This window comes from Caballeronia sp. INDeC2 (assembly GCF_023631325.1).
Taxonomy (GTDB): domain Bacteria; phylum Pseudomonadota; class Gammaproteobacteria; order Burkholderiales; family Burkholderiaceae; genus Caballeronia.
The window spans coordinates 63,483-81,873 of the sequence record NZ_JALQDG010000051.1; the positions used below are offsets into that span (position 1 = coordinate 63,483).

Genomic DNA, 18,391 nt, shown 5'->3' on the forward strand with positions numbered 1-18,391 from the left:
GGCCGATCCAGCACCTGTCTTTATTTAGAGCAAGCCGACAGTCCATGGACAGGGCGGCGCCTCGTAAGACTCACTGAATAGTACAGAGACCAGCGTGTGCCGCGCAACGGCCGCCAGCAAAGAGGAGCACGGCTGGCAGCCGGTTACGTCGCCTTGTAGCGTGCGTGCGGCATAAACTCTCGCCTCCAATAAAACTGGCAGTGTTTTGTGCTGGAATGGAGCCTCGTCAGCCCACGATTCGACAGCATCTGCGCCAAGGAAACCAATATTATTGATCTATTCAAAACATGGTGCGCACAAGCGCCCGGGGTCTCAAGAAGCAAGACCTCTCGAGTTGCGCTAGTCGGAGAACAAATTGAAAGTTGCTGTCACGGAAATTGCACAGGTCGCGTCGGCCGAGTCGGCTCACTTCACCGGAGCAAACACTCTTTCGGGGGCCCACATGGTGGTGTCGGCATTGCGCATGGAAGGCATAGACACCGTGTGGGGCTACCCGGGCGGCGCAGTTTTGCCGATCTACGATGCGCTTCTCTGCACGCCGGCGATCACCAACGTGCTGGTGCGCCATGAGCAGGCCGCCGTCCATGCAGCGGATGGCTACGCTCGCGCAACGGGGAAGGTCGGTGTCGCCCTTGTCACCTCGGGGCCCGGCGTAACCAACGCCGTCACCGGCATTGCGACGGCGTATTTTGACTCGATTCCCATTGTCGTGATCTGCGCCAACGTACCGACGGACGCCATAGGAAAGGATGCATTTCAGGAATGCGATACGGTGGGCGTGACGCGCTCGATCGTGAAACACAATTCTTTCGTCTCGAACGTCGACCAGCTTGCCGCGACGCTCAAGAAGGCTTTTTATATCGCCGCTAGCGGACGGCCGGGACCCGTCGTGGTCGATATTCCAAAAGACGTTCTGCTGGCGCACGCTCCATTTGTGTACCCGCAAACGGTCGAGTTGCGTTCGTATAGGCCGCGAACTGAAGGTCACGCCAAGCAAATCGAGCGTGCTGCCAACGCGTTACGCCGAGCGCGGCGTCCCTGTATCCTGGTTGGAGGCGGCGCCATCGCCTCAGGGGCCGAGGAAGAGGTTGCTAAGCTCGCGCGGAGCCTTGATGCGCCAGTGGCAAGCACGCTGATGGGGCTGGGCGTGTTTCCTGGCACGCACCATCAAAGCGTGGGGATGCCGGGCATGCACGGGACCTATGAAGCCAACCTTGCCCTTCAGAATAGCGACGTGGTTATTGCGCTTGGCGCGCGCTTTGACGATCGCGTGATCGGCCATCCTGAGGACTTCTGTGCGTCCGATCGAACGATCATCCAGATCGATATTGATCCGGCGACGATTGACAAGCGCGTGCGTGTAGACGTGCCGATCGTCGGCGACGTTAAGACGGTGCTCCGTGCCCTCTTGGCGCTGCTTCCCGAAGAAGCGATTGATAGGTCTGCGCGCGACGCATGGTGGCGCGATATTGAAGGTTGGCGCTCTCGCTCATGCCTTGCTTATTCATCCAGTGATACTGTCATCAAGCCCCAGTTCGTGTTGGAGAAGCTGTGGGAAGTGACGCGTGGCGATGCGTTCGTCTGCTCTGACGTCGGACAGCATCAGATGTGGGCCGCACAGTTTTACGCCTTTGACAAGCCTCGACGCTGGATCAACTCGGGCGGCCTCGGAACGATGGGGGTCGGTCTTCCTTATGCAATGGGCGTGAAGCGCGCGTATCCCGAGGCCGACGTGGTAACCGTGACGGGAGATGGTTCAATCCAGATGTGTATTCAGGAGCTTTCCACCTGCAAGCAATACGGGCTGGACGTCAAGATAGTTTCGCTCAACAACGGCTATCTCGGCATGGTGAAGCAGTTGCAGCACGTCCATTATGGCGACCGCTTGTCGAATTCGTACATGGACGCGTTGCCCGATTTCGCTGCGCTCGCTCGTGCGTATGGCCATGTGGGGCTGCGCGTCGAGGGGCCCGACGAGGTCGAGCCTGCCCTGCGGGAGGCGCTCGCCATGAAGGGACGCGTGGTGTTTCTCGATGTGATCGTCGATCCGTCAGAGAACGTCTGGCCGATGGTTCGCGCGGGTTCCGGCTTGACCGACATGTTGCTCACGTCGGCCGATCTGCAGCGCGACGCTGTTCATTGAACGCCGGTTCGGACTGCATCGACGCGCTACACTCCTGGATCTCATGGCTGTGAAACCGAAACGGCACGCTACGTTTCGCTAACCACCGGGATTTGATTCTCTAGGATGTGCAATGGTGCAACTCGACCCAATCGACATACGGATCCTTAACGAACTGCAGCAGGACGCGCACCTGACGAACGTGGAACTCGCGGCGCGCGTCAACCTATCTCCATCGCCGTGTCTTGCGCGCGTGCGGGCGATGGAGCGCAGAGGTCTGATCAGGCAGCGTGTGACGCTTCTCGCACCAGAGATGTTCGGCTTGAACGTCAACGTGTTTATTCACATATCGCTCGAGAACCAGCGACGCGAGGGACTGGACGAATTCGAGCGGGCGATCGCCGTCATACCCGGAGTAATGGAGTGCTATCTGATGACCGGCGATGCCGACTATCTCTTGCGTGTGCTGGTGCGCGACACCCAAGCGCTTGAACGGCTGATCGTCGACGAACTGACGCGTATCCCCAATGTGAAGAGCATACGCTCCAGTTTCGCACTGAAGCAGGTGCTGTACTCAACGGCGATTCCCTTGGCAGCGGAATAGGCGCGTCCGGGCAAGGAACTCTACGCCAGTGACCTGAACCGCCATGGCGACCATTGGAGGGGCAGCAAGAGGCATGACGCGCGCTGGAATCTGGACGGCCGTCGAAAACCCCGACGCTGCTGCCACGTTATCGCACAGCAAACCGTTGCTTCCTGGGGACGCGGATAGCAACAACTGAGCGTCTTACAACGGTCGTCTTGCCGTCGGTGGCCTAACAGCGGCGACGATTGACCAGACAACTTGCGATCGTTTGCCATGACGCGGCGGGTGCCCAGGCGCTGCACCTGGAGTGAGGGCCTCATGAACGGTTCGTCGCAGGCGTCGCGGTTCGCTTTGCGTTCGTCGACTACTCTTCGATAAGCGAGCTCTGGCGTCACCGGAAACCTCATTGTAGCGGGACTCCGGAGTTCCGTGATTCAACAGCGTATGGGTCGTCCACGGCACGGCGCAGAGACGCAATCGCGTTGCACGATAGGATTTTTTCACGATGCGGAGTAACCCAGGAACGACTGGCCTTCTTTTGAATTCATGTTAAGCGCCCAGAGCGGCTTCGCGGCGCTCAGGCGTCCCGATGCCCAGTCCTGAAGATAGGCCAGCGAAAACCGCGCGCCTTCGTCGCAAAGCTCGCGTTGACAGCCGAGGCTTGCAAGCGCCATGCGGGTATACGCATTAATGTACGCGTTGGGATCGGAAAGGCCTTGTCTGATTGATTGGATGGCACGTGCCGTTGCACCCATCAGGAAATCAGCCGCCGCGTCGACGTCGTCGAACTGAAATATCCCGGCACGTTTTCCGGCTTCGAGGTCCGCAGCCATGTATGTCGTCAGCAAGGTATGGTGAGGCCACGCATCCGGTAGCGTCATGAAACCAGCCCATTTGCGGTCGAGCAGGGCGCGTACGAGGAACACGCGAAAGCCGACTGACGCCCGTTGCCATGGGTGCGTCAGCACGTCATACGCAGGCAGGATATCCGTGATCATCTGATTGCTGAATTCCTGGCCGATGGCTGCCAGCACCTGATCCAACGAATCGAAATAGTTGTAGAACGTGCCTCTCGAGACTCTTGCCTCACGAATGACGTCGTCGATCACAGGGTGCCCCGCGTGATCGGCAAACACGCGTGTTGCAGCGTCAATGAGCTTCGTGCGCATCAATAACCGCTTTTTTTCCGCTACCTTCGAACGATGATCCATTATCGAGTCCTGTCGATGTATCGTGGACAATTAAGTATATGACATCTGTCAGAATGACAAAAAAATCATTACAGATGGTCTGTCGGAGAGGGTCTTTGCCAGCAATCTTTATATTTCATATGTGACATTTTGTCATAGTGACAACCGCGTAGTATAGGAAACCCTAGTAGGAGTGAAAAAGGCTTGAGTGCCGGGCGAGACAAGCTCTATATTTATTCTCAACGAACGATGACATAAACGTCATTGTTCAAATCGGGAAACGGCGTTAATTCCCTGGCTTCAGGCGGCCTTGAGTAACAAGCATGCCGCTTTCCCTGCCACCCTCCGTGCGGAGAAAAGGCAGGCTTCCTTGTCTATTTTCCATGCCTGTTTAGCCAGGCGATGTACTTAGGATGACTAACATGAACATGATGAAAACCATCGAACATGTGCTGCACGATGATGCGCTCCCGTCAGAGTGGCCCGTCCAGCAACCGGTGAAGAGCGCCCCCTCGATCCAGAAGCTCGTTCAGCGCGCCGTCGAACTCCAACCGCTCCTGATGAAGAACGCCGCAGCCGCTGAGCGCAACCGGCGCGCCAGCGACGAAAGCATTCAAGCTATTGCCGAGGCGGGCTTGTTTCGGTTGATGGTCCCGAAACGCTACGGCGGTTACGAGGGCACGGTGCGCGCACATCTCGAAGTGTCGGCAGCGCTCGGCGAAGCCTGTGGTGGTACCGCATGGGTCGTGGCGCTCACCAACGTGTGCGCCTGGATCACGTCTCTCTATCCCACGCAAGCACAGGACGAAGTCTGGGGCAGTAATCCGGCCGCGCGCGTGGCGGGCGTATTCACCCCGTCGACTCAGTCGCGTCGAGTCGAAGGGGGCCTCGTCATCTCGGGCAAGTGGTATTTTTCGTCAGGCTCGCTGCATGCAGATTGGGCCTCGATCGGGGTGATCGAACACGACGAAAACGGGGCGTTCAAGAAGCAGTACCTCGCGCTCGTGCCGATGTCGGAACTGTCAATTGAGGATACGTGGTTCACGGCAGGCATGCGCGCATCAGGAAGTAATTGCATCGTTGGCAACGAGGTGTTCGTGCCGGACCATCGTCTACTCGACATGATGGCTGCCATCGATCGGCGCTACCCGACCGAATGTAAGGACGAGGCCTCGTACCGGGCGTCCTTTGTGCCGCTCGCCGCATTGATTCTTACCGGCCCGCAGCTCGGGCTCGGCCGCGCGGCGCTCAAGTACGTAACGGAGAAGGCACCGCAGCGGCCGATCACCTATACGTCCTACGAGAAGCAGACGGATTCGACGGTCTTTCAGACGCAAATCGCCGAAGCCGCAATCAAGATTGACAATGCTCATCTGCGTGCGTTCCGTGCAGCCGATGAGATCGACGCCGCCGCGCGACGCGACGAACAGCTCGACGATGTTACCCGGGCACGCACCCGTGCCGATACGGGCATGGTGACGACATACATTACCGAGGCGATCAACACCCTGCTGTGGGCGCACGGAGCCGGCGGCTTTGCGGAGTCCAGTCCGCTGCAACGTTGGTGGCGCGACTCCAACACGGCCGCGCGGCACGCCGTTGGTCTGCCGGCGATCGGGCTTGAGCTGTACGGCAAGGCGCTGCTTGGAGTCGAAAACAACATCACCCCGCTCATCTGATCATGAACGCACCCACCTCGTCTCCTGCGCGCCAGGCGATCGACCCAAAGCTGCTTCGCGCGACAATGGGCATGTTCGCAACTGGCGTGACCATCGTTACCTACCGGCTCGACGGCGAGCCGGCAGGCATGACCGCGAACGCCTTCATGTCGGTGTCGCTTGAGCCCCCGCTCGTGCTGGTTTCCGTGCGTGCGCATTCGCGCTTCAACGAGTGGGTCGGCGTGGGCGTGCGGTATGGCATCAACTTCCTTGCTGAGGATCAGCGAGCCCTGAGCGCACATTTCGGCGGGCGACCGCAGGCCGATCTAGGGCTGCCTCCTTTTTGCGAATACGAAGGCACGCCTCTGATCGATGGAAGTCTTGTGCAACTGGTCGCAAGGACCGTGGATGTCCATCCGGCTGGAGATCATCTGCTGTACATCGGCGAACTCGAATACATCCGATACGGGACCCAGCGGCGACCGCTGGTTTTCTACAGCGGGAAATATCAACAGATGCACGCCCATACACCGATGGTCACCGCCGGTGGTTGCGTGGAAGGCTGGTGATGGTGATTCACTCATCGCCGATGCGTTTGAACCGTCTTTGAAAATACAGGCGACTCGAAATGAAGTCTGAAGCAAATCTTTTGCTGCGCGGCGCGCTGGCGCGCAACGCGGAAAGCGACCCAGATCAGCAGGAAACCGGCGAATGGCTCGACGCGCTGGAAAGCGTGGCGCGCGTGAGCGGTGTGGACCGCGTGACGTTCCTGCTACAGCGGCTTGCCGAGCATGCGAGCCACTTGGGCGTGTCGCCTGCGGCACATCCGTACTCGCTGTATCAGAACAGCATCGCCGTCGAGGATCAGCCTGCGTACCCGGGCAATCTGGCAATGGAAGAGCGCATCACCTCGATTATCCGCTGGAACGCGCTGGCGATGGTGGCCAAGGCAAACAAAGCCTATGGCGAGCTCGGCGGCCATATTGCGAGTTATGCGTCGGCGGCGGAAATCTTTGAGGTGGGCTTCAATCACTTCTTCCGTGCGGACAGCGAAGCGGGCAGAGGGGATCTCGTCTATTTCCAGCCGCATTCCGCGCCGGGCGTGTATGCACGCGCGTATCTTGAAGGCCGTCTCGACGCGGATCACCTTGAACGCTACCGCCAGGAGGTGGACGGCGGCGGCCTGTGTTCGTACCCACATCCGTGGCTGATGCCAGACTTCTGGCAGTTCCCGACGGGTTCGATGGGCATCGGTCCGATCAGTTCGATCTATCAGGCGCGCTTTCTTCGCTATCTCGAGAATCGTGGCATCGCACAGACGGCGCAACGGCGCGTGTGGGGTGTGTTCGGCGACGGTGAGATGGATGAGCCGGAATCGATCGCTGCGCTCTCGCTGGCTGCGCGTGAAGGGCTCGACAATTTGACATTCGTCATCAACTGCAATCTTCAGCGGCTTGACGGTCCCGTGCGCGGCAACGGCCAAATCATCCAGGAACTCGAGTCGCTGTTCCAGGGCGCGGGGTGGAATGTTATCAAGGTGATCTGGGGCTCCGACTGGGACGCGCTCTTTGCGCGCGACCGCAACCATGTGCTGCTGCGTCGCTTTGCAGCGACAGTCGATGGGCAGTACCAGACGCTGGGTGCCAACGATGGCGCTTATAACCGTGCCCACTTCTTCGACCTTGATCCGGAGTTGCAATTGCTTGTCTCGCACATGACGCCCGAGGAAATTGACGGTCTGCGGCGCGGCGGCCACGACCTGCGCAAGCTGTACGCGGCGTTTGCGTCGGCGGTGGCACATCAGGGCCGTCCGACCGTAATTCTCGCCAAGACGAAGAAGGGATACGGCATGGGGCAGGCGGGCGAATCGCGCAACACGGCTCACCAGCAGAAAAAGCTTGACGTCGAGGCACTCGAGGCGTTTCGCGACCGCTTCGCGCTGCCGCTCGATGACGATCAGGTGGCCGACATGGCGCTCTACCGCCCCGCCGAGGACAGTGCCGAGTTGCGATACCTGCGCGAGCGGCGCGAGACCCTGGGCGGTTACATGCCCCGACGCACAAGTGAGGCAAGCGTCGTCAGGGTGCCACCGCTTGCCAGCTACGCGCAGTTTGCGTTGGCGCCGGACGCACGTGAGAACTCGACGACGACGGCACTCGTGCGCGTGTTCACGAATCTGCTCAAGGACGCCGAGCTCGGCGCGCGTATCGTGCCAATCGTGGCCGACGAGGCACGCACTTTCGGTATGGCGAACCTGTTCCGGCAGATAGGAATCTATTCGCCGCAAGGTCAGTTGTACGAGCCGGAGGATGCGAGCTCGATGCTCTACTACAAGGAGTCGAAGGACGGGCAACTGCTTGAGGAGGGGATCACGGAGGCGGGCGCAATTTCGTCGTGGACGGCGGCTGCGACCTCGTACAGCGTGAACGGCGTGGCGATGCTGCCTTTCTACATCTACTACTCGATGTTCGGGTTTCAGCGAGTAGGCGATTTGATCTGGGCCGCGGCGGACCAACGCGCGCGCGGCTTTCTGATCGGTGCGACGGCCGGGCGCACGACACTCTCTGGCGAAGGTCTGCAGCACCAGGACGGCACGAGCCACGTGATAGCTGCGACCGTGCCGAATTGCCGGGCGTACGACCCGGCATTTGCGGGCGAAATGGCCATGATTGTCGATCACGGAGCACGTCGCATGCTCGAGCAGCAGCACGATGAATTCTATTACCTCACCGTCACAAACGAGAGCCACACACACGAAGCAGTCGGTCAGCACGAATACGATGACATCATTCGGGGCATGCGCCGATACGGCACGCGCGGCGAGGGTCCGCCGGTCGTGCGTCTGCTCGGATCGGGCGCCATCCTGCGCGAGGTGATTGCTGCGGCGGAACTCCTCGCCAACGACTGGGGCATCGCATCAGAGGTCTGGAGCGTGACAAGTTTTTCCGAACTCGCGCGTGAGGCGCGCGAAGTCGAGCGCGAGAAACTCTTTTCCAATGCAGCGGAGCGAGAGAGTCACGTGGCACGTTGCCTCGCCGGGGCTACGCCCGTGGTCGCGGCGAGTGACTATGTCCGGGCATACGCGCAACTGATCTCCTCCTATGTGCAGGCGCCATATACGACGCTCGGCACCGACGGTTTCGGGCGCAGCGACACACGGGGTGCACTGCGGCGCTTCTTCGAGGTTGATCGCTGGCATGTAGCGCTCGCAGCACTGGCCGCCGTGGATCCGGCGCAGCACGAGAAGGCGCTCGCGCGCTACGACATCGACCTGGGTCCGGCCGCGCCGTGGAACCTGTGATGCCTGAACACACTATGAAAAAGGACCGATTATGCAGGAGCTGAAGGTTCCCGACATCGGCGATTACCGGAATATTCCGGTAATCGAGGTATTGGTTTGCGCCGGAGAGGTCGTGGCGGTAGATCAGCCGCTCGTCACGCTTGAGTCGGACAAGGCCACCATGGATGTACCCAGCGTGTTCGCCGGCACGATCCGCGAGGTGCTGCTCAAGCCAGGCGATCGAGTGTCGCATGGAAGCGTTATCGCGCACCTAGAGTTTGACGCGCCAGCCTCCAATGCCAGCGCGTCGGTGCTTGCAGCCACTCACACTGGCACAGCAATTTCGGATGCGGCAACGGCATTTTCTACGCCGGCTAGGCCGCAAACACCGAAGCAGCGGACAGAGTCGACAGCCAGCGAAGCCAATGCAGGCGCATTGCTCGCGGATCGCTCGGAAGTCACGGTCGATAGAGCACGTGCCGGCAAGGCAGCCGCCGGTCCGTCCGTGCGTAAGCTGGCGCGTGAGCTCGGTGTCGATCTTTCGAAGGTGGCCGGCAGAGGACGCAATGCCCGTGTGGTGCGCGAGGACGTGCTCGCCCATGTGAAGACGACGTTGTCGAAACCAGCGCAAGCCGCCGCGCCCGTCGAGGCGCGAGGTACGCAGCCGGACATTCTCCCTTGGCCGCAAGTGGACTTCGCGAAGTTTGGTCCGGTGGAGCGCCGCCCGCTCTCACGCATTCGCAAAATCTCCGGAGCAAATCTGCACCGCAACTGGGTGATGATCCCCCACGTCACCAATTTTGACCAGACCGACGTGACGGAGCTGGAAGTTTTGCGCACCGCGCTTAACCGCGAATCGAAAGCGGGTGCCGCGAAGGTGACGATGCTCGCCTTTCTCGTAAAGGCTTGCGTGGCGGCGCTTCAGCAGTTTCCCCAGTTCAACGTGAGCCTCGACGGTCAAGAGCTCGTGCAGAAGCGCTATTTTCACATCGGCTTCGCCGCGGACACGCCGAATGGCCTCGTCGTGCCCGTGATTCGTGATGCGGATCGCAAAGGGGTTGCTGCGATCGCAACCGAAATGGCAGAACTCGCGGGCCTCGCGCGTGAAGGCAAGCTCACGCCTGCGCAGATGCAGGGCGGTTCAATGTCGATCTCATCATTGGGCGGCATCGGCGGCTCGCATTTCACACCGATTATCAACGCACCCGAAGTAGCCATTCTCGGGGTAGGCCGTGCGAGTACCCAGCCCGTGTGGAATGGCAGCGCGTTCGAGCCGCGGTTGATCCTACCGATGTCGCTGTCCTGGGATCACAGGGCGGTGGACGGTGCTGAAGCCGGGCGCTTCCTTGCATGGCTGGCCACGCTGATGGCCGACTTCCGCCGCGTCTTGCTCTGATGCGGCTCATTCACGAAACACAGTACAGACTGGAGACAGACATGACCACAGCACAAACAAAGACCGGCAACCCAGAGAACGAAGCGCGCATCGTGCCTGCGCGTATGGCGCACCTCGTGTATCGATGCGCGCGGCGCGCGGAGACCGTTGCCTGGTACTTGAAGCTCTTTCAGGCACAGCTTGTTTTCGAGGACAACGTTCTGACCTTCATTACGTACGACGATGAGCACCACCGGCTGGCGTTCTTCAACATGCCTGATATTCCGGCCAGGCAAGGCGAGACGGCGGGCGTTCACCACGTCGCATACACCTACGACAGTATCGGTGATTTGCTGGCGACGTATGCGCGGGTCAAGCCGCTAGGCATCCAGCCGTTCTGGTGCATCAATCACGGCCCGACCACGTCGCTCTACTTCCGGGACCCGGAAGGCAACGAAATCGAATTGCAGGCTGACAACGGCGACGATCCCGGCGCGTACTTCCAGTCGGAGGCATTCGCAAAGAATCCCATCGGCGTTGAGTTCGATCCAGACGAGCTGGTCCGGATGTGGCAGGCAGGTGCGAGCGACAAGGAGTTGAGCGCCGTCGGCACGGCCGCAACCGGTAAGTCGACCATCATGTGAGCGGGGGACGCGATGAAACTTGTTACCTTTAGTAACGAAGAAAATCCGCCTGCAGCGGGTCTGGCGGTCGATGGCGGCGTGATCAATATTGCCCGGCATTTCCCTGATGCGCCGCGTGACACGATAGCGTTGATCGAAACGTGGTCAACGTGGCACGAGCGCCTCGCATCTCTCAAAGCTTCAAAGCCCGCAGACCTCGGATTCGACGCCGTTACATTGCAGGCACCGGTGCCCCGTCCAGGCAAGATCCTCGGCATCGGCCTCAACTACGCAGACCACGTAGAGGAGTCCGGCATGCAGCGGCCTTCCGAGCAACTGTGGTTCGCGAAGATGCCGACTGCCGCGACGGGTCCGTTTGACCCCATCGAACTGCCCCGTGTATCGGAGCAACTGGACTATGAGGCTGAACTCGCCTTTGTGATTGGCCGCCGATGCCGTCACGTACCGCGCGAACGTGCGCGCGAGGTGATCTTTGGCTACTGCGCGGCAAACGATGTGAGTGTACGCGACTGGCAACTGCGGACATCACAATTCACGATCGGCAAGTCGTTCGATACACACGCCCCGTTCGGCCCTTGGATCGTGACCGCCGACGAGATTGGCGATCCACACACCCTGGGAATTCGCTGCTTCGTGAACGATGAGCAGCGACAGAATTCGAATACGTCTGAGCTGGTCTTCGATTGTTTCTCGCAGGTGGAGCACCTTTCCAAAGCAATGACACTCGAACCCGGTGACGTGATCCTGACCGGAACGCCCGGTGGCGTGGGCGTCGGCCTGAGGCCGCCGCGTTGGCTACGGCCGCGCGACCGTGTTCGGGTCGAAATCGACAAAATTGGCGCCATCGAGAACACCGTGCAAACAGAAACTTCGAACGACCACGCGACCCAGTGGAGAGAGGCATGAATCAGAAAACGATAGAAAGACAAATCATCGAGCTTGAACAGGCGCGTTGCCGCGCGCTGGTCGAAAGCGACATCGCGACACTGCAACAACTGGTCGCCGACGACCTCGTTCACGTGCATGCCAACGGAAAGGCGGATGACAAGACCGCCTATCTGATTGCAGTCAGGGAACAGATTCGTTTTCTGGAAGTACGACGGGACGGTCTCCAGATCAGGGCGTATGGAAATGTCGCCGTTGCCACGGGCCTGCTCGATCAGGTCATCGAGATGAAAGAGACAGGCCAGCGAATCGACATGCATGTGACGACCACTCAGGTCTGGGTGAGGCACAGCGACTCGTGGCAACAAACCAGCTTCCAGGCAACGAATACGTAATGGAAGGCAAGACGTACTAAAAGTCGCGGCCGCCGCGGAGGGAATCATGGGGCTGAGGCGCGATTTCTTTGGCCGATGAGAGGGAGGGTGGCTGGTTCATTTCAACGCGCTGTGAAAAGTTGCACATAACATAGAGGAATGCGAAGTGAAGAAAGCATTATATTTATGCGCGTTGCCTGTATTGATGTCGGCAAACGCTCAGGCGCAGAGCAGCGTGACCTTGTTCGGTCTGTTGGATGTCGGCGTGAGCTACGTATCGAACGAAAACGGCAGCCACAACTTTAAAGCAGAGGATTCGATTTGGACGCCCAGTTTATGGGGGATCCGCGGAACTGAGGATCTGGGAGGGGGTGTCAGGGCGGTATTCGAACTGCAGTCCCAGTTTTCGATCGATAGCGGTGCGGGCATTCCGGGCCCCGGCGCTGACTTCAACCGACAAGCTTTCGTCGGGTTGGAAAAGGAGGGGCTGGGGCGGGTCTCGTTCGGCCAGCAGTTCAATCTGATGGCGGATTTCCTGTTCTTCCCCCCCGCAATGTTGGATAGCTCCTTCATGTATGGCGGGTTGTACAACATGCGTCAGGGTCCGTTCGCTGCACTCGCCATTCCACAGAACCCGACCGGAGCGTTTGACTTCGACCAGACCGCGGGAACCTCTCGCGTCTCAAACTCCGTCAAGGTGACGTCGATGTCTTTCGCGGGATTGCGAGTGGGCGCGATGTATGGCTTCGGCAACACGCCCGGATCGTTTTCCGCCAACAACACTGTCGGCTTCGGTATCAACTATGCGATCAACGGTTTTGGCGCAGGTGCCGCCTATAACGAAACAAAATATGCGTCGCTCAACGACGGTCACGATGGAATTCGCAATTTCGGTGGTGGAGTCAGTCAGACGATCGGAAAACTTTATCTGAACGCCCTTTACACGAACACGCGCAACACGTTGACAGGAGGGATGGTTCAAGTGATGCAGGTGGGTGGACTTTATTCCTTTATGCCCGATCTGCGTTTAGGAGCGAACTATCAGTACATGAAGGGCAACGCCACGTTGAGCAATAACAAGGCACAGCAGGTCACGAATACCCTTCAGTACTTTTTGTCGAAACGCACTGTGGTGTACCTCGAAGCAGCCTATCAATGGACTGGAGGCGACGTCGAAGGCGGTCATAACGCCTGGATCAACGGTGAAGGTCCGTCGAGCACTACCCATCAACTCGTAGGTCGTGCCGGCCTTCAAACAAGTTTCTGAGGCGCGCAGTGAAATTTTGTCGGCTTCAATCGCCAATTTGATTTGTAGTATGGCTAATTATATGAGGGGAGACATAGCGTGGATACTAACGCAATTCATAGATGGGATACCGCATACGAATGGAAGGCGGTGATTCTACTGGCGCTCGGGTTCGGCTTGGTCGGTATCGACCGCTTTATGATCATGCCGCTGTTTCCAGTTATGATGAAAGACCTGCAACCAAGATCTAGGCCACATCACGAGCGCCCTCGCAGTTGCGTGGGGCGTCTCCGCGATCTTCATGGGAAACTTGTCCGACCGACTCGGTCATCGCGCCATTATTATTCCTGCCAGCGTCATATTTTCTCTATTATTGAGACTTACGTAAGTCATGACATCACCACAGCTCGGCTTGTTTCCAACATGCGGCGATGATCGATTTGCGCTTCTGCCCGCTCTTGAGCTTATTGCGAGCGGTGTACTTCAGTCAGCGAGGTTGTCAGGACAGAAGTTGGCCAGGGCGTGCCGCTTAAGCCAGGCCCACAAATACTCGACCGGATTGAGGTCTGGGGCATAGCCGGGCAGCAGTGCCATCTGTATTGCTCCATGCGTGCTGTCGAGATATTCGCGCACCGCGCCGCTTCTGTGCTGCGCAGCGCCATCCCACACGATCAACAACTTGCGCTTGAACTGCGTGCGCAACGCCTTGAGAAATTCCACAATCTGCGCGCTCTTGATTGCGCCATCGTGCAAGCGAAACAGGAAATTCGCGCGGGTGAGGCCGGCGATGGCCGAAACATGCTTCCAGTTGAAGTGAAACTGGATGACCGGCGTACATCCCTTGGGCGCCCAGGTGCGCACGCGCGTGGGACGCTCCGAGAGGCCCGATTCATCAATGAACACGATCAGTCGTCGTTCGGCGGCACACTTTTTTTGAGCGCAGGCCAAGTTTTGCGCTTCCAAGTCAGCACAGCTTGCTCATTGCGTTCGATGGCCCGGCGCTCTGGCTTTTGCGAACTGAAGCCCAGCGCGCCCAGCAGTCGCCAGACATGGACCTCGCTGAAGGTGATGCCATACAGTCGCTCGATGAGCGCCCGTACGCGTTTGAGTGTCCACAACTCGGTACCGAAACCGTGTGCCAATGGACCTTGCAGCAGCGCTACGCGCAAGCCCTCCAACTGGCCCACATCCAACTGCGCTGGCCGGCCCGTGGTCATGACGCGTAACGCCTCGATGCCGCCTTCGTCCAGACGGGCCTTCCATGTGTATGCCGTCTGCCGCGCCACGCCAACGGCCTTCGCGGCTTCGGCTGGCGTCTTGCCCGCCAGCATGAGGCGTCCAGCTCGCACTCGCTTGCGCGTCGCTTCGTCCATCTTGGCCATGAACCTCATCCGTCATCAAGGCGATGATCGTATAACGCTCAAGCCGAGAATCGGTTGTCATGGATTTAGTAAGACTCAATAGCCGGCCTGAGCGGTCTCGCTACGGGCGTCGGTTCGTTGATCCTGATTCGGGCTGTGATGGGTGTTGCAGAAGGTGCTTACGCGCCAAGCAGTATCATCGCGACCTTGGAGGCCTCGAAGCCCTCGCGCCACGGAAGAAACATCGGCATTCAGCAAATGGCCTTGCCACTTTTCGGCTTGGGCCTCGCGCCGATCCTTGTCACCCAAATGCTGAAATTTCTACCGTGGCATTCGATTTTCGCCGTGGTCTCAATTCCGGGCATGCTCGTCGCCTTCCTGCTCTGGAAGGTTCTCCGGAATACCAAGGCCACGAGCGCGGCGGTACATACGGCAACGCATGATGCCACGGAGCACAGGTGGCTCGACGTTTTCGGGTACCGCAATATCCCGCTGAACATGATCGGGATGCTCTGCTGGTTAACCTGCCTAGCGGTACTCAGCGCACTCTTTCCGAGCTATCTGATCGATTATTTGCACTTAGACATGCAGCAAATGGGGTATGTGCTGTCCGCAATCGGATTTGGTGGCACGCTAGGAACGCTCAAGATGCCGACGCTCTCGGATCGGCTCGGGCGCAAGCCGGTCATGATTCTGTCGGTAATAGGTGCCGCGATCTTCTTCGTACTGCTGAGTCGCACGGGCGCCAACCAACCCACGGATATCAGATTGATCCACCGTCGATGTTACAGGCTGCGCCGCCCTGAGCAGATTGAACGAAAAGCCTTATGAATAGAAGCCACACCTTTGCGGTACTTGACCGCGAAAGTCATATCAGTATCTAGATGCGTTGGCAGGTAAATGCGCTCAAAGAGGCTCGCCGCGCGACGCTACCGAGCTGCCGCGACGTAGAGGAATGAAATTCATGCGAGCGACTGTACGTCGACTACGCTCGTCTCTGTGTCCATCGGCATTGTGGCCGAGTCGGCAACGCAGGCCAGATAAAGGCGAAGGAGAGCGGGGCACCCGGCGATATGGCTGTGCATCGACGGACAGAGAAATTGATGCGCGAGACGTGTGGCGCAAGCGGTAGCTCGGTCAGGCTCGGTGGGCCGCAGAAGCGCCGGCGTCGCGCTCTTGGGAGCCGATCTCTCGCCGCTTTGGCACTTCCAGAATTACGAGGTGTAAGACATCGGCGGCCGAGATCACCCTAGTCAACTGTGCCATAAAAGTGGCAACGGTCATGCCGGCTCTCGGCCAACCGCTCTGCGAGTCCGTCCTCGATAACTTTCAGTTATCGGCATCGAAAAAGAATACTTGTGCCACTCTTTTTGATTCGCGAACCTGTGCCCGAACGCGATAGAGATTTGAGCGCCGACATGGCTGAACGCAAAAGTCAAACGCGTGCACACAAGAATAAGGCCGATTAGGTAGTCGTTAATCCTATACATATTTGCAGGACACATTTTCTGTTGCGAGAAGAAATGGGTTGATATGAAAAGAACACAGATTCTAATAGTGCTCGGAGCGGTCGCGATGTCTTGTCGATGTTTTGCAGCAGAGGGGGGAGAGACGGGCGCGACACTGCCCGAGTTAACGCCGAAATCTTTTGGGTCGACAGTGATCGCGACGTTACCGGAATTTAACGGTTCCATCCCTACCGGGGGAATCTCGCTGTACGGGTCGGTGGACGTGGGGATCAATTATCAGCGGGTTGCCGGCAAAACGCTCCTACAGACACAGAGCGGCGGTGAATGGACCTCCAAATTCGGCATGTTCGGGCGTGAAGATCTGGGTGGCGGGCTCAAGGCCGAATTCAATCTTGAGAGCGGATTTCTCGCGAATAACGGAAATTTGCAGGCGAGCCAGACGCTCTTTAATCGCGAAGCTTGGGTTGGCCTTGCCTCCCCGACGTTTGGGCAGGTGCGGCTTGGAAATCAGCTAAATGCCGGTATTCCACTTTTTCTCGACCCGTTTGGGCAGGTGGGCACAAACTCGGTGGTAACCTGGCTCGGCACCGCGCTGGTTCAGACCAAAGCGGGCATCAGCGCGAACGCGGACTTGGGTCCCGGCGCATCGCAGGTTGCTGCACGCGTGGCAAATTCAGTGACGTGGACAACTCCGCGCATCGCCGGGTTTAGCGCGGAATTGCTGTATGCCTTTAAAAACACAGCCGGCGCCTCGCCGAGTGCCTCCAATCAGGGCATGCTGCTCTCGTGGGCAAACGGGCCGCTTTACGTCGTGGGCAGCTATAACCGTGTGTGGAGCGCACCGGTTCAAGTCACTCCGGGCGGCGCCGTAACGACCGTACGTAATGATTTATATAGCGTCGGTGCCATATACGACTGCGGTCGCTATGTGCTCTCGGCGTCCTTCAACCAGTTCAGCCCCAATCTGGCAGCAGATGGGATCGCACGAGTTTATACGGCCGGCGGGATTCTTCCGTTCGGACGCAATGTGTTGCGCGCATCGTTGGTCTATCGCGACACATCGGGCGTCAGGGACGCCGCCGGTGCGCCTGCAAATGATTCGGCTCTGGGCTTGATGTTGGGCTACGACTACAACTTGTCCAAGCGCACGGCGCTGTATGCGCGGGCAGGCTTTATCCGAAACTATGGCGTGTCTACGGTAGTGCTCAATAACAATCCCCTGCCGACCGAGCCGGGCACCGGTCAGCCGCAAACAGGACTGACGCCCCTTACGATGTCCATCGGGCTTTACCACAACTTCTAGATCGCACCCGTGGTCGCTCGCGGGGAAGAGCGTACCTCATTGCGGTATCGCGCATTGCGCAGCATTCTGAAACCGGAAAATGGAGAAACAAATGTCGATTATCGAGCACGAACATAGTCAGCTTTATTACGAAATCCACGGAGAGGGTTATCCAATCATCTTCATTCACGGTGGCGGAGGCAATACAATGGCGTGGTACCAGCAGGTGCCCTATTTCAGCCGTCAATACAAAGTGATCACGGTAGACCTGCGTGGATTCAAGCATTCAAAATGCCCGCCGCAATACGTTCATCCTCGCTTTTTCGCCGGCGACGTGCGGGCCATTATGGACGCCGAGGGCTTGCCACACGCTGCCTTGGTTTGTCAGTCGCTTGGCGCCTGGGCCGGTCTGCGTCTGGCCGTCCAGACTCCACAGCGCGTCTCGTGTCTATTCGTTAATGGTTCACCAACCCCGGCATGGTCGGAGGAAAACTGGCGCGTGATCGACCGGGCAAATGGGATCTTCATGGGCGGCGATTTTGGCAGCTCGACCCGCAACACGTCGGTCGGTTGGAACCGCGATATAGTCGCAGCGCACCCCGAGATGACGTTTCTGTACAGTCAGATTAAGTCTCTCAATCCGCCCTTCAACTCGCGAACCATGGAAGACGAAAGCATCAAGGTTCTTCCAGAAGACCTCCGGGATTATCGGATCCCAACGATCGTCGCCGGCGGTGCGCACGATGACTTCCTGAATCCCGAAAGTCACTTTCACGCTGCGAGCCTTATACCGGGTGCGACGAGCTTCACCTTTGAAGATGCCGGTCATTCCGCTTACTTCGAGACGCCAGAAGAGTTCAACGCGGTGCTCGACGCATTCCTTGCCCGCCACGTGCCGAAATCGACGGAACAGCCCTGA

The 18,391-nt window shown here is 58.7% G+C and carries 14 protein-coding genes and 2 pseudogenes; 14 read left to right on the forward strand and 2 right to left on the reverse strand.

Annotation, left to right across the window (positions count from 1 at the left end):
* Positions 1-355 precede the first annotated feature (355 nt).
* Both ilvB and NCS28_RS32575 read left to right on the forward strand, forming a co-directional pair.
* Positions 356-2,143 (forward strand): biosynthetic-type acetolactate synthase large subunit, encoded by a 1,788-nt coding sequence (gene ilvB / locus NCS28_RS32570; protein ID WP_284506411.1) that lies wholly within the window; start codon positions 356-358, stop codon positions 2,141-2,143.
* Positions 2,144-2,255: 112 nt separating this feature from the next.
* Positions 2,256-2,726, forward strand: a complete 471-nt coding sequence (locus NCS28_RS32575; protein WP_250517894.1) for an Lrp/AsnC family transcriptional regulator — start codon at positions 2,256-2,258, stop codon at positions 2,724-2,726.
* A 482-nt stretch (positions 2,727-3,208) separates the two neighbouring features.
* Here NCS28_RS32575 and NCS28_RS32580 read toward each other — a convergent pair whose 3' ends face one another.
* Positions 3,209-3,919: a TetR/AcrR family transcriptional regulator gene (locus NCS28_RS32580; protein WP_250517895.1), complete on the reverse strand. Its 711-nt coding sequence runs from the start codon at positions 3,917-3,919 to the stop codon at positions 3,209-3,211.
* A 401-nt stretch (positions 3,920-4,320) separates the two neighbouring features.
* Between NCS28_RS32580 and NCS28_RS32585 the strand changes: the two genes are divergently transcribed.
* The 9 genes and pseudogenes from NCS28_RS32585 to NCS28_RS32625 all read left to right on the forward strand — a co-directional run.
* Positions 4,321-5,577, forward strand: coding sequence for an acyl-CoA dehydrogenase family protein (locus NCS28_RS32585; protein WP_250517896.1), 1,257 nt, complete (start codon positions 4,321-4,323; stop codon positions 5,575-5,577).
* 2 nt (positions 5,578-5,579) lie between these two features.
* On the forward strand, positions 5,580-6,125 hold the full coding sequence (locus NCS28_RS32590; RefSeq protein WP_250517897.1) for a flavin reductase family protein: 546 nt from the start codon (positions 5,580-5,582) through the stop codon (positions 6,123-6,125).
* Between the two features lie 59 nt (positions 6,126-6,184).
* The gene (gene mdeB / locus NCS28_RS32595; protein WP_250517898.1) at positions 6,185-8,857 is read left to right on the forward strand and encodes an alpha-ketoglutarate dehydrogenase; all 2,673 of its coding nucleotides are present in this window, start codon (positions 6,185-6,187) and stop codon (positions 8,855-8,857) included.
* A gap of 31 nt (positions 8,858-8,888) precedes the next feature.
* Positions 8,889-10,232 carry a dihydrolipoyllysine-residue acetyltransferase gene (aceF, locus tag NCS28_RS32600; RefSeq protein ID WP_250517899.1) on the forward strand — a complete coding sequence of 448 codons (1,344 nt, stop codon included), beginning with the start codon at positions 8,889-8,891 and terminating at the stop codon, positions 10,230-10,232.
* Between the two features lie 41 nt (positions 10,233-10,273).
* Positions 10,274-10,855 carry a VOC family protein gene (locus tag NCS28_RS32605; RefSeq protein ID WP_250517900.1) on the forward strand — a complete coding sequence of 194 codons (582 nt, stop codon included), beginning with the start codon at positions 10,274-10,276 and terminating at the stop codon, positions 10,853-10,855.
* 12 nt (positions 10,856-10,867) lie between these two features.
* Complete coding sequence (locus NCS28_RS32610; RefSeq protein WP_250517901.1) at positions 10,868-11,761, forward strand: fumarylacetoacetate hydrolase family protein; 894 nt, start codon at positions 10,868-10,870, stop codon at positions 11,759-11,761.
* Positions 11,758-12,135, forward strand: a complete 378-nt coding sequence (locus tag NCS28_RS32615; protein ID WP_250517902.1) for a nuclear transport factor 2 family protein — start codon at positions 11,758-11,760, stop codon at positions 12,133-12,135. Before NCS28_RS32610 ends, NCS28_RS32615 begins: the two co-directional genes overlap by 4 nt.
* A gap of 145 nt (positions 12,136-12,280) precedes the next feature.
* Positions 12,281-13,381, forward strand: a complete 1,101-nt coding sequence (locus tag NCS28_RS32620; protein WP_250517903.1) for a porin — start codon at positions 12,281-12,283, stop codon at positions 13,379-13,381.
* Between the two features lie 78 nt (positions 13,382-13,459).
* Positions 13,460-13,733: pseudogene (locus tag NCS28_RS32625) on the forward strand (MFS transporter); the annotation flags it as partial.
* Positions 13,734-13,757: 24 nt separating this feature from the next.
* Here NCS28_RS32625 and NCS28_RS32630 read toward each other — a convergent pair.
* A pseudogene (locus tag NCS28_RS32630) lies at positions 13,758-14,742 on the reverse strand (IS630 family transposase).
* A gap of 87 nt (positions 14,743-14,829) precedes the next feature.
* On the opposite strand from NCS28_RS32630, the gene NCS28_RS32635 reads away from it, so the two are divergent.
* From NCS28_RS32635 to NCS28_RS32645, 3 genes are all read left to right on the forward strand, one after another.
* Positions 14,830-15,552 carry an MFS transporter gene (locus NCS28_RS32635; RefSeq protein WP_284506417.1) on the forward strand — a complete coding sequence of 241 codons (723 nt, stop codon included), beginning with the start codon at positions 14,830-14,832 and terminating at the stop codon, positions 15,550-15,552.
* Positions 15,553-16,254: 702 nt separating this feature from the next.
* Positions 16,255-17,493, forward strand: coding sequence for a porin (locus tag NCS28_RS32640; protein WP_250517905.1), 1,239 nt, complete (start codon positions 16,255-16,257; stop codon positions 17,491-17,493).
* Between the two features lie 91 nt (positions 17,494-17,584).
* Positions 17,585-18,391 carry an alpha/beta fold hydrolase gene (locus NCS28_RS32645; protein ID WP_250517906.1) on the forward strand — a complete coding sequence of 269 codons (807 nt, stop codon included), beginning with the start codon at positions 17,585-17,587 and terminating at the stop codon, positions 18,389-18,391.

Coding starts and splice junctions, on each gene's coding strand:
- NCS28_RS32575 (WP_250517894.1), top strand. CDS start 2,256: ATGGTGCAACTCGACCCAATCGACATACGGATCCTTAACGAACTGCAG.
- NCS28_RS32580 (WP_250517895.1), bottom strand. CDS start 3,919: ATGGATCATCGTTCGAAGGTAGCGGAAAAAAAGCGGTTATTGATGCGC.
- NCS28_RS32585 (WP_250517896.1), top strand. CDS start 4,321: ATGAACATGATGAAAACCATCGAACATGTGCTGCACGATGATGCGCTC.
- NCS28_RS32590 (WP_250517897.1), top strand. CDS start 5,580: ATGAACGCACCCACCTCGTCTCCTGCGCGCCAGGCGATCGACCCAAAG.
- mdeB (WP_250517898.1), top strand. CDS start 6,185: ATGAAGTCTGAAGCAAATCTTTTGCTGCGCGGCGCGCTGGCGCGCAAC.
- aceF (WP_250517899.1), top strand. CDS start 8,889: ATGCAGGAGCTGAAGGTTCCCGACATCGGCGATTACCGGAATATTCCG.
- NCS28_RS32605 (WP_250517900.1), top strand. CDS start 10,274: ATGACCACAGCACAAACAAAGACCGGCAACCCAGAGAACGAAGCGCGC.
- NCS28_RS32610 (WP_250517901.1), top strand. CDS start 10,868: ATGAAACTTGTTACCTTTAGTAACGAAGAAAATCCGCCTGCAGCGGGT.
- NCS28_RS32615 (WP_250517902.1), top strand. CDS start 11,758: ATGAATCAGAAAACGATAGAAAGACAAATCATCGAGCTTGAACAGGCG.
- NCS28_RS32640 (WP_250517905.1), top strand. CDS start 16,255: ATGAAAAGAACACAGATTCTAATAGTGCTCGGAGCGGTCGCGATGTCT.
- NCS28_RS32645 (WP_250517906.1), top strand. CDS start 17,585: ATGTCGATTATCGAGCACGAACATAGTCAGCTTTATTACGAAATCCAC.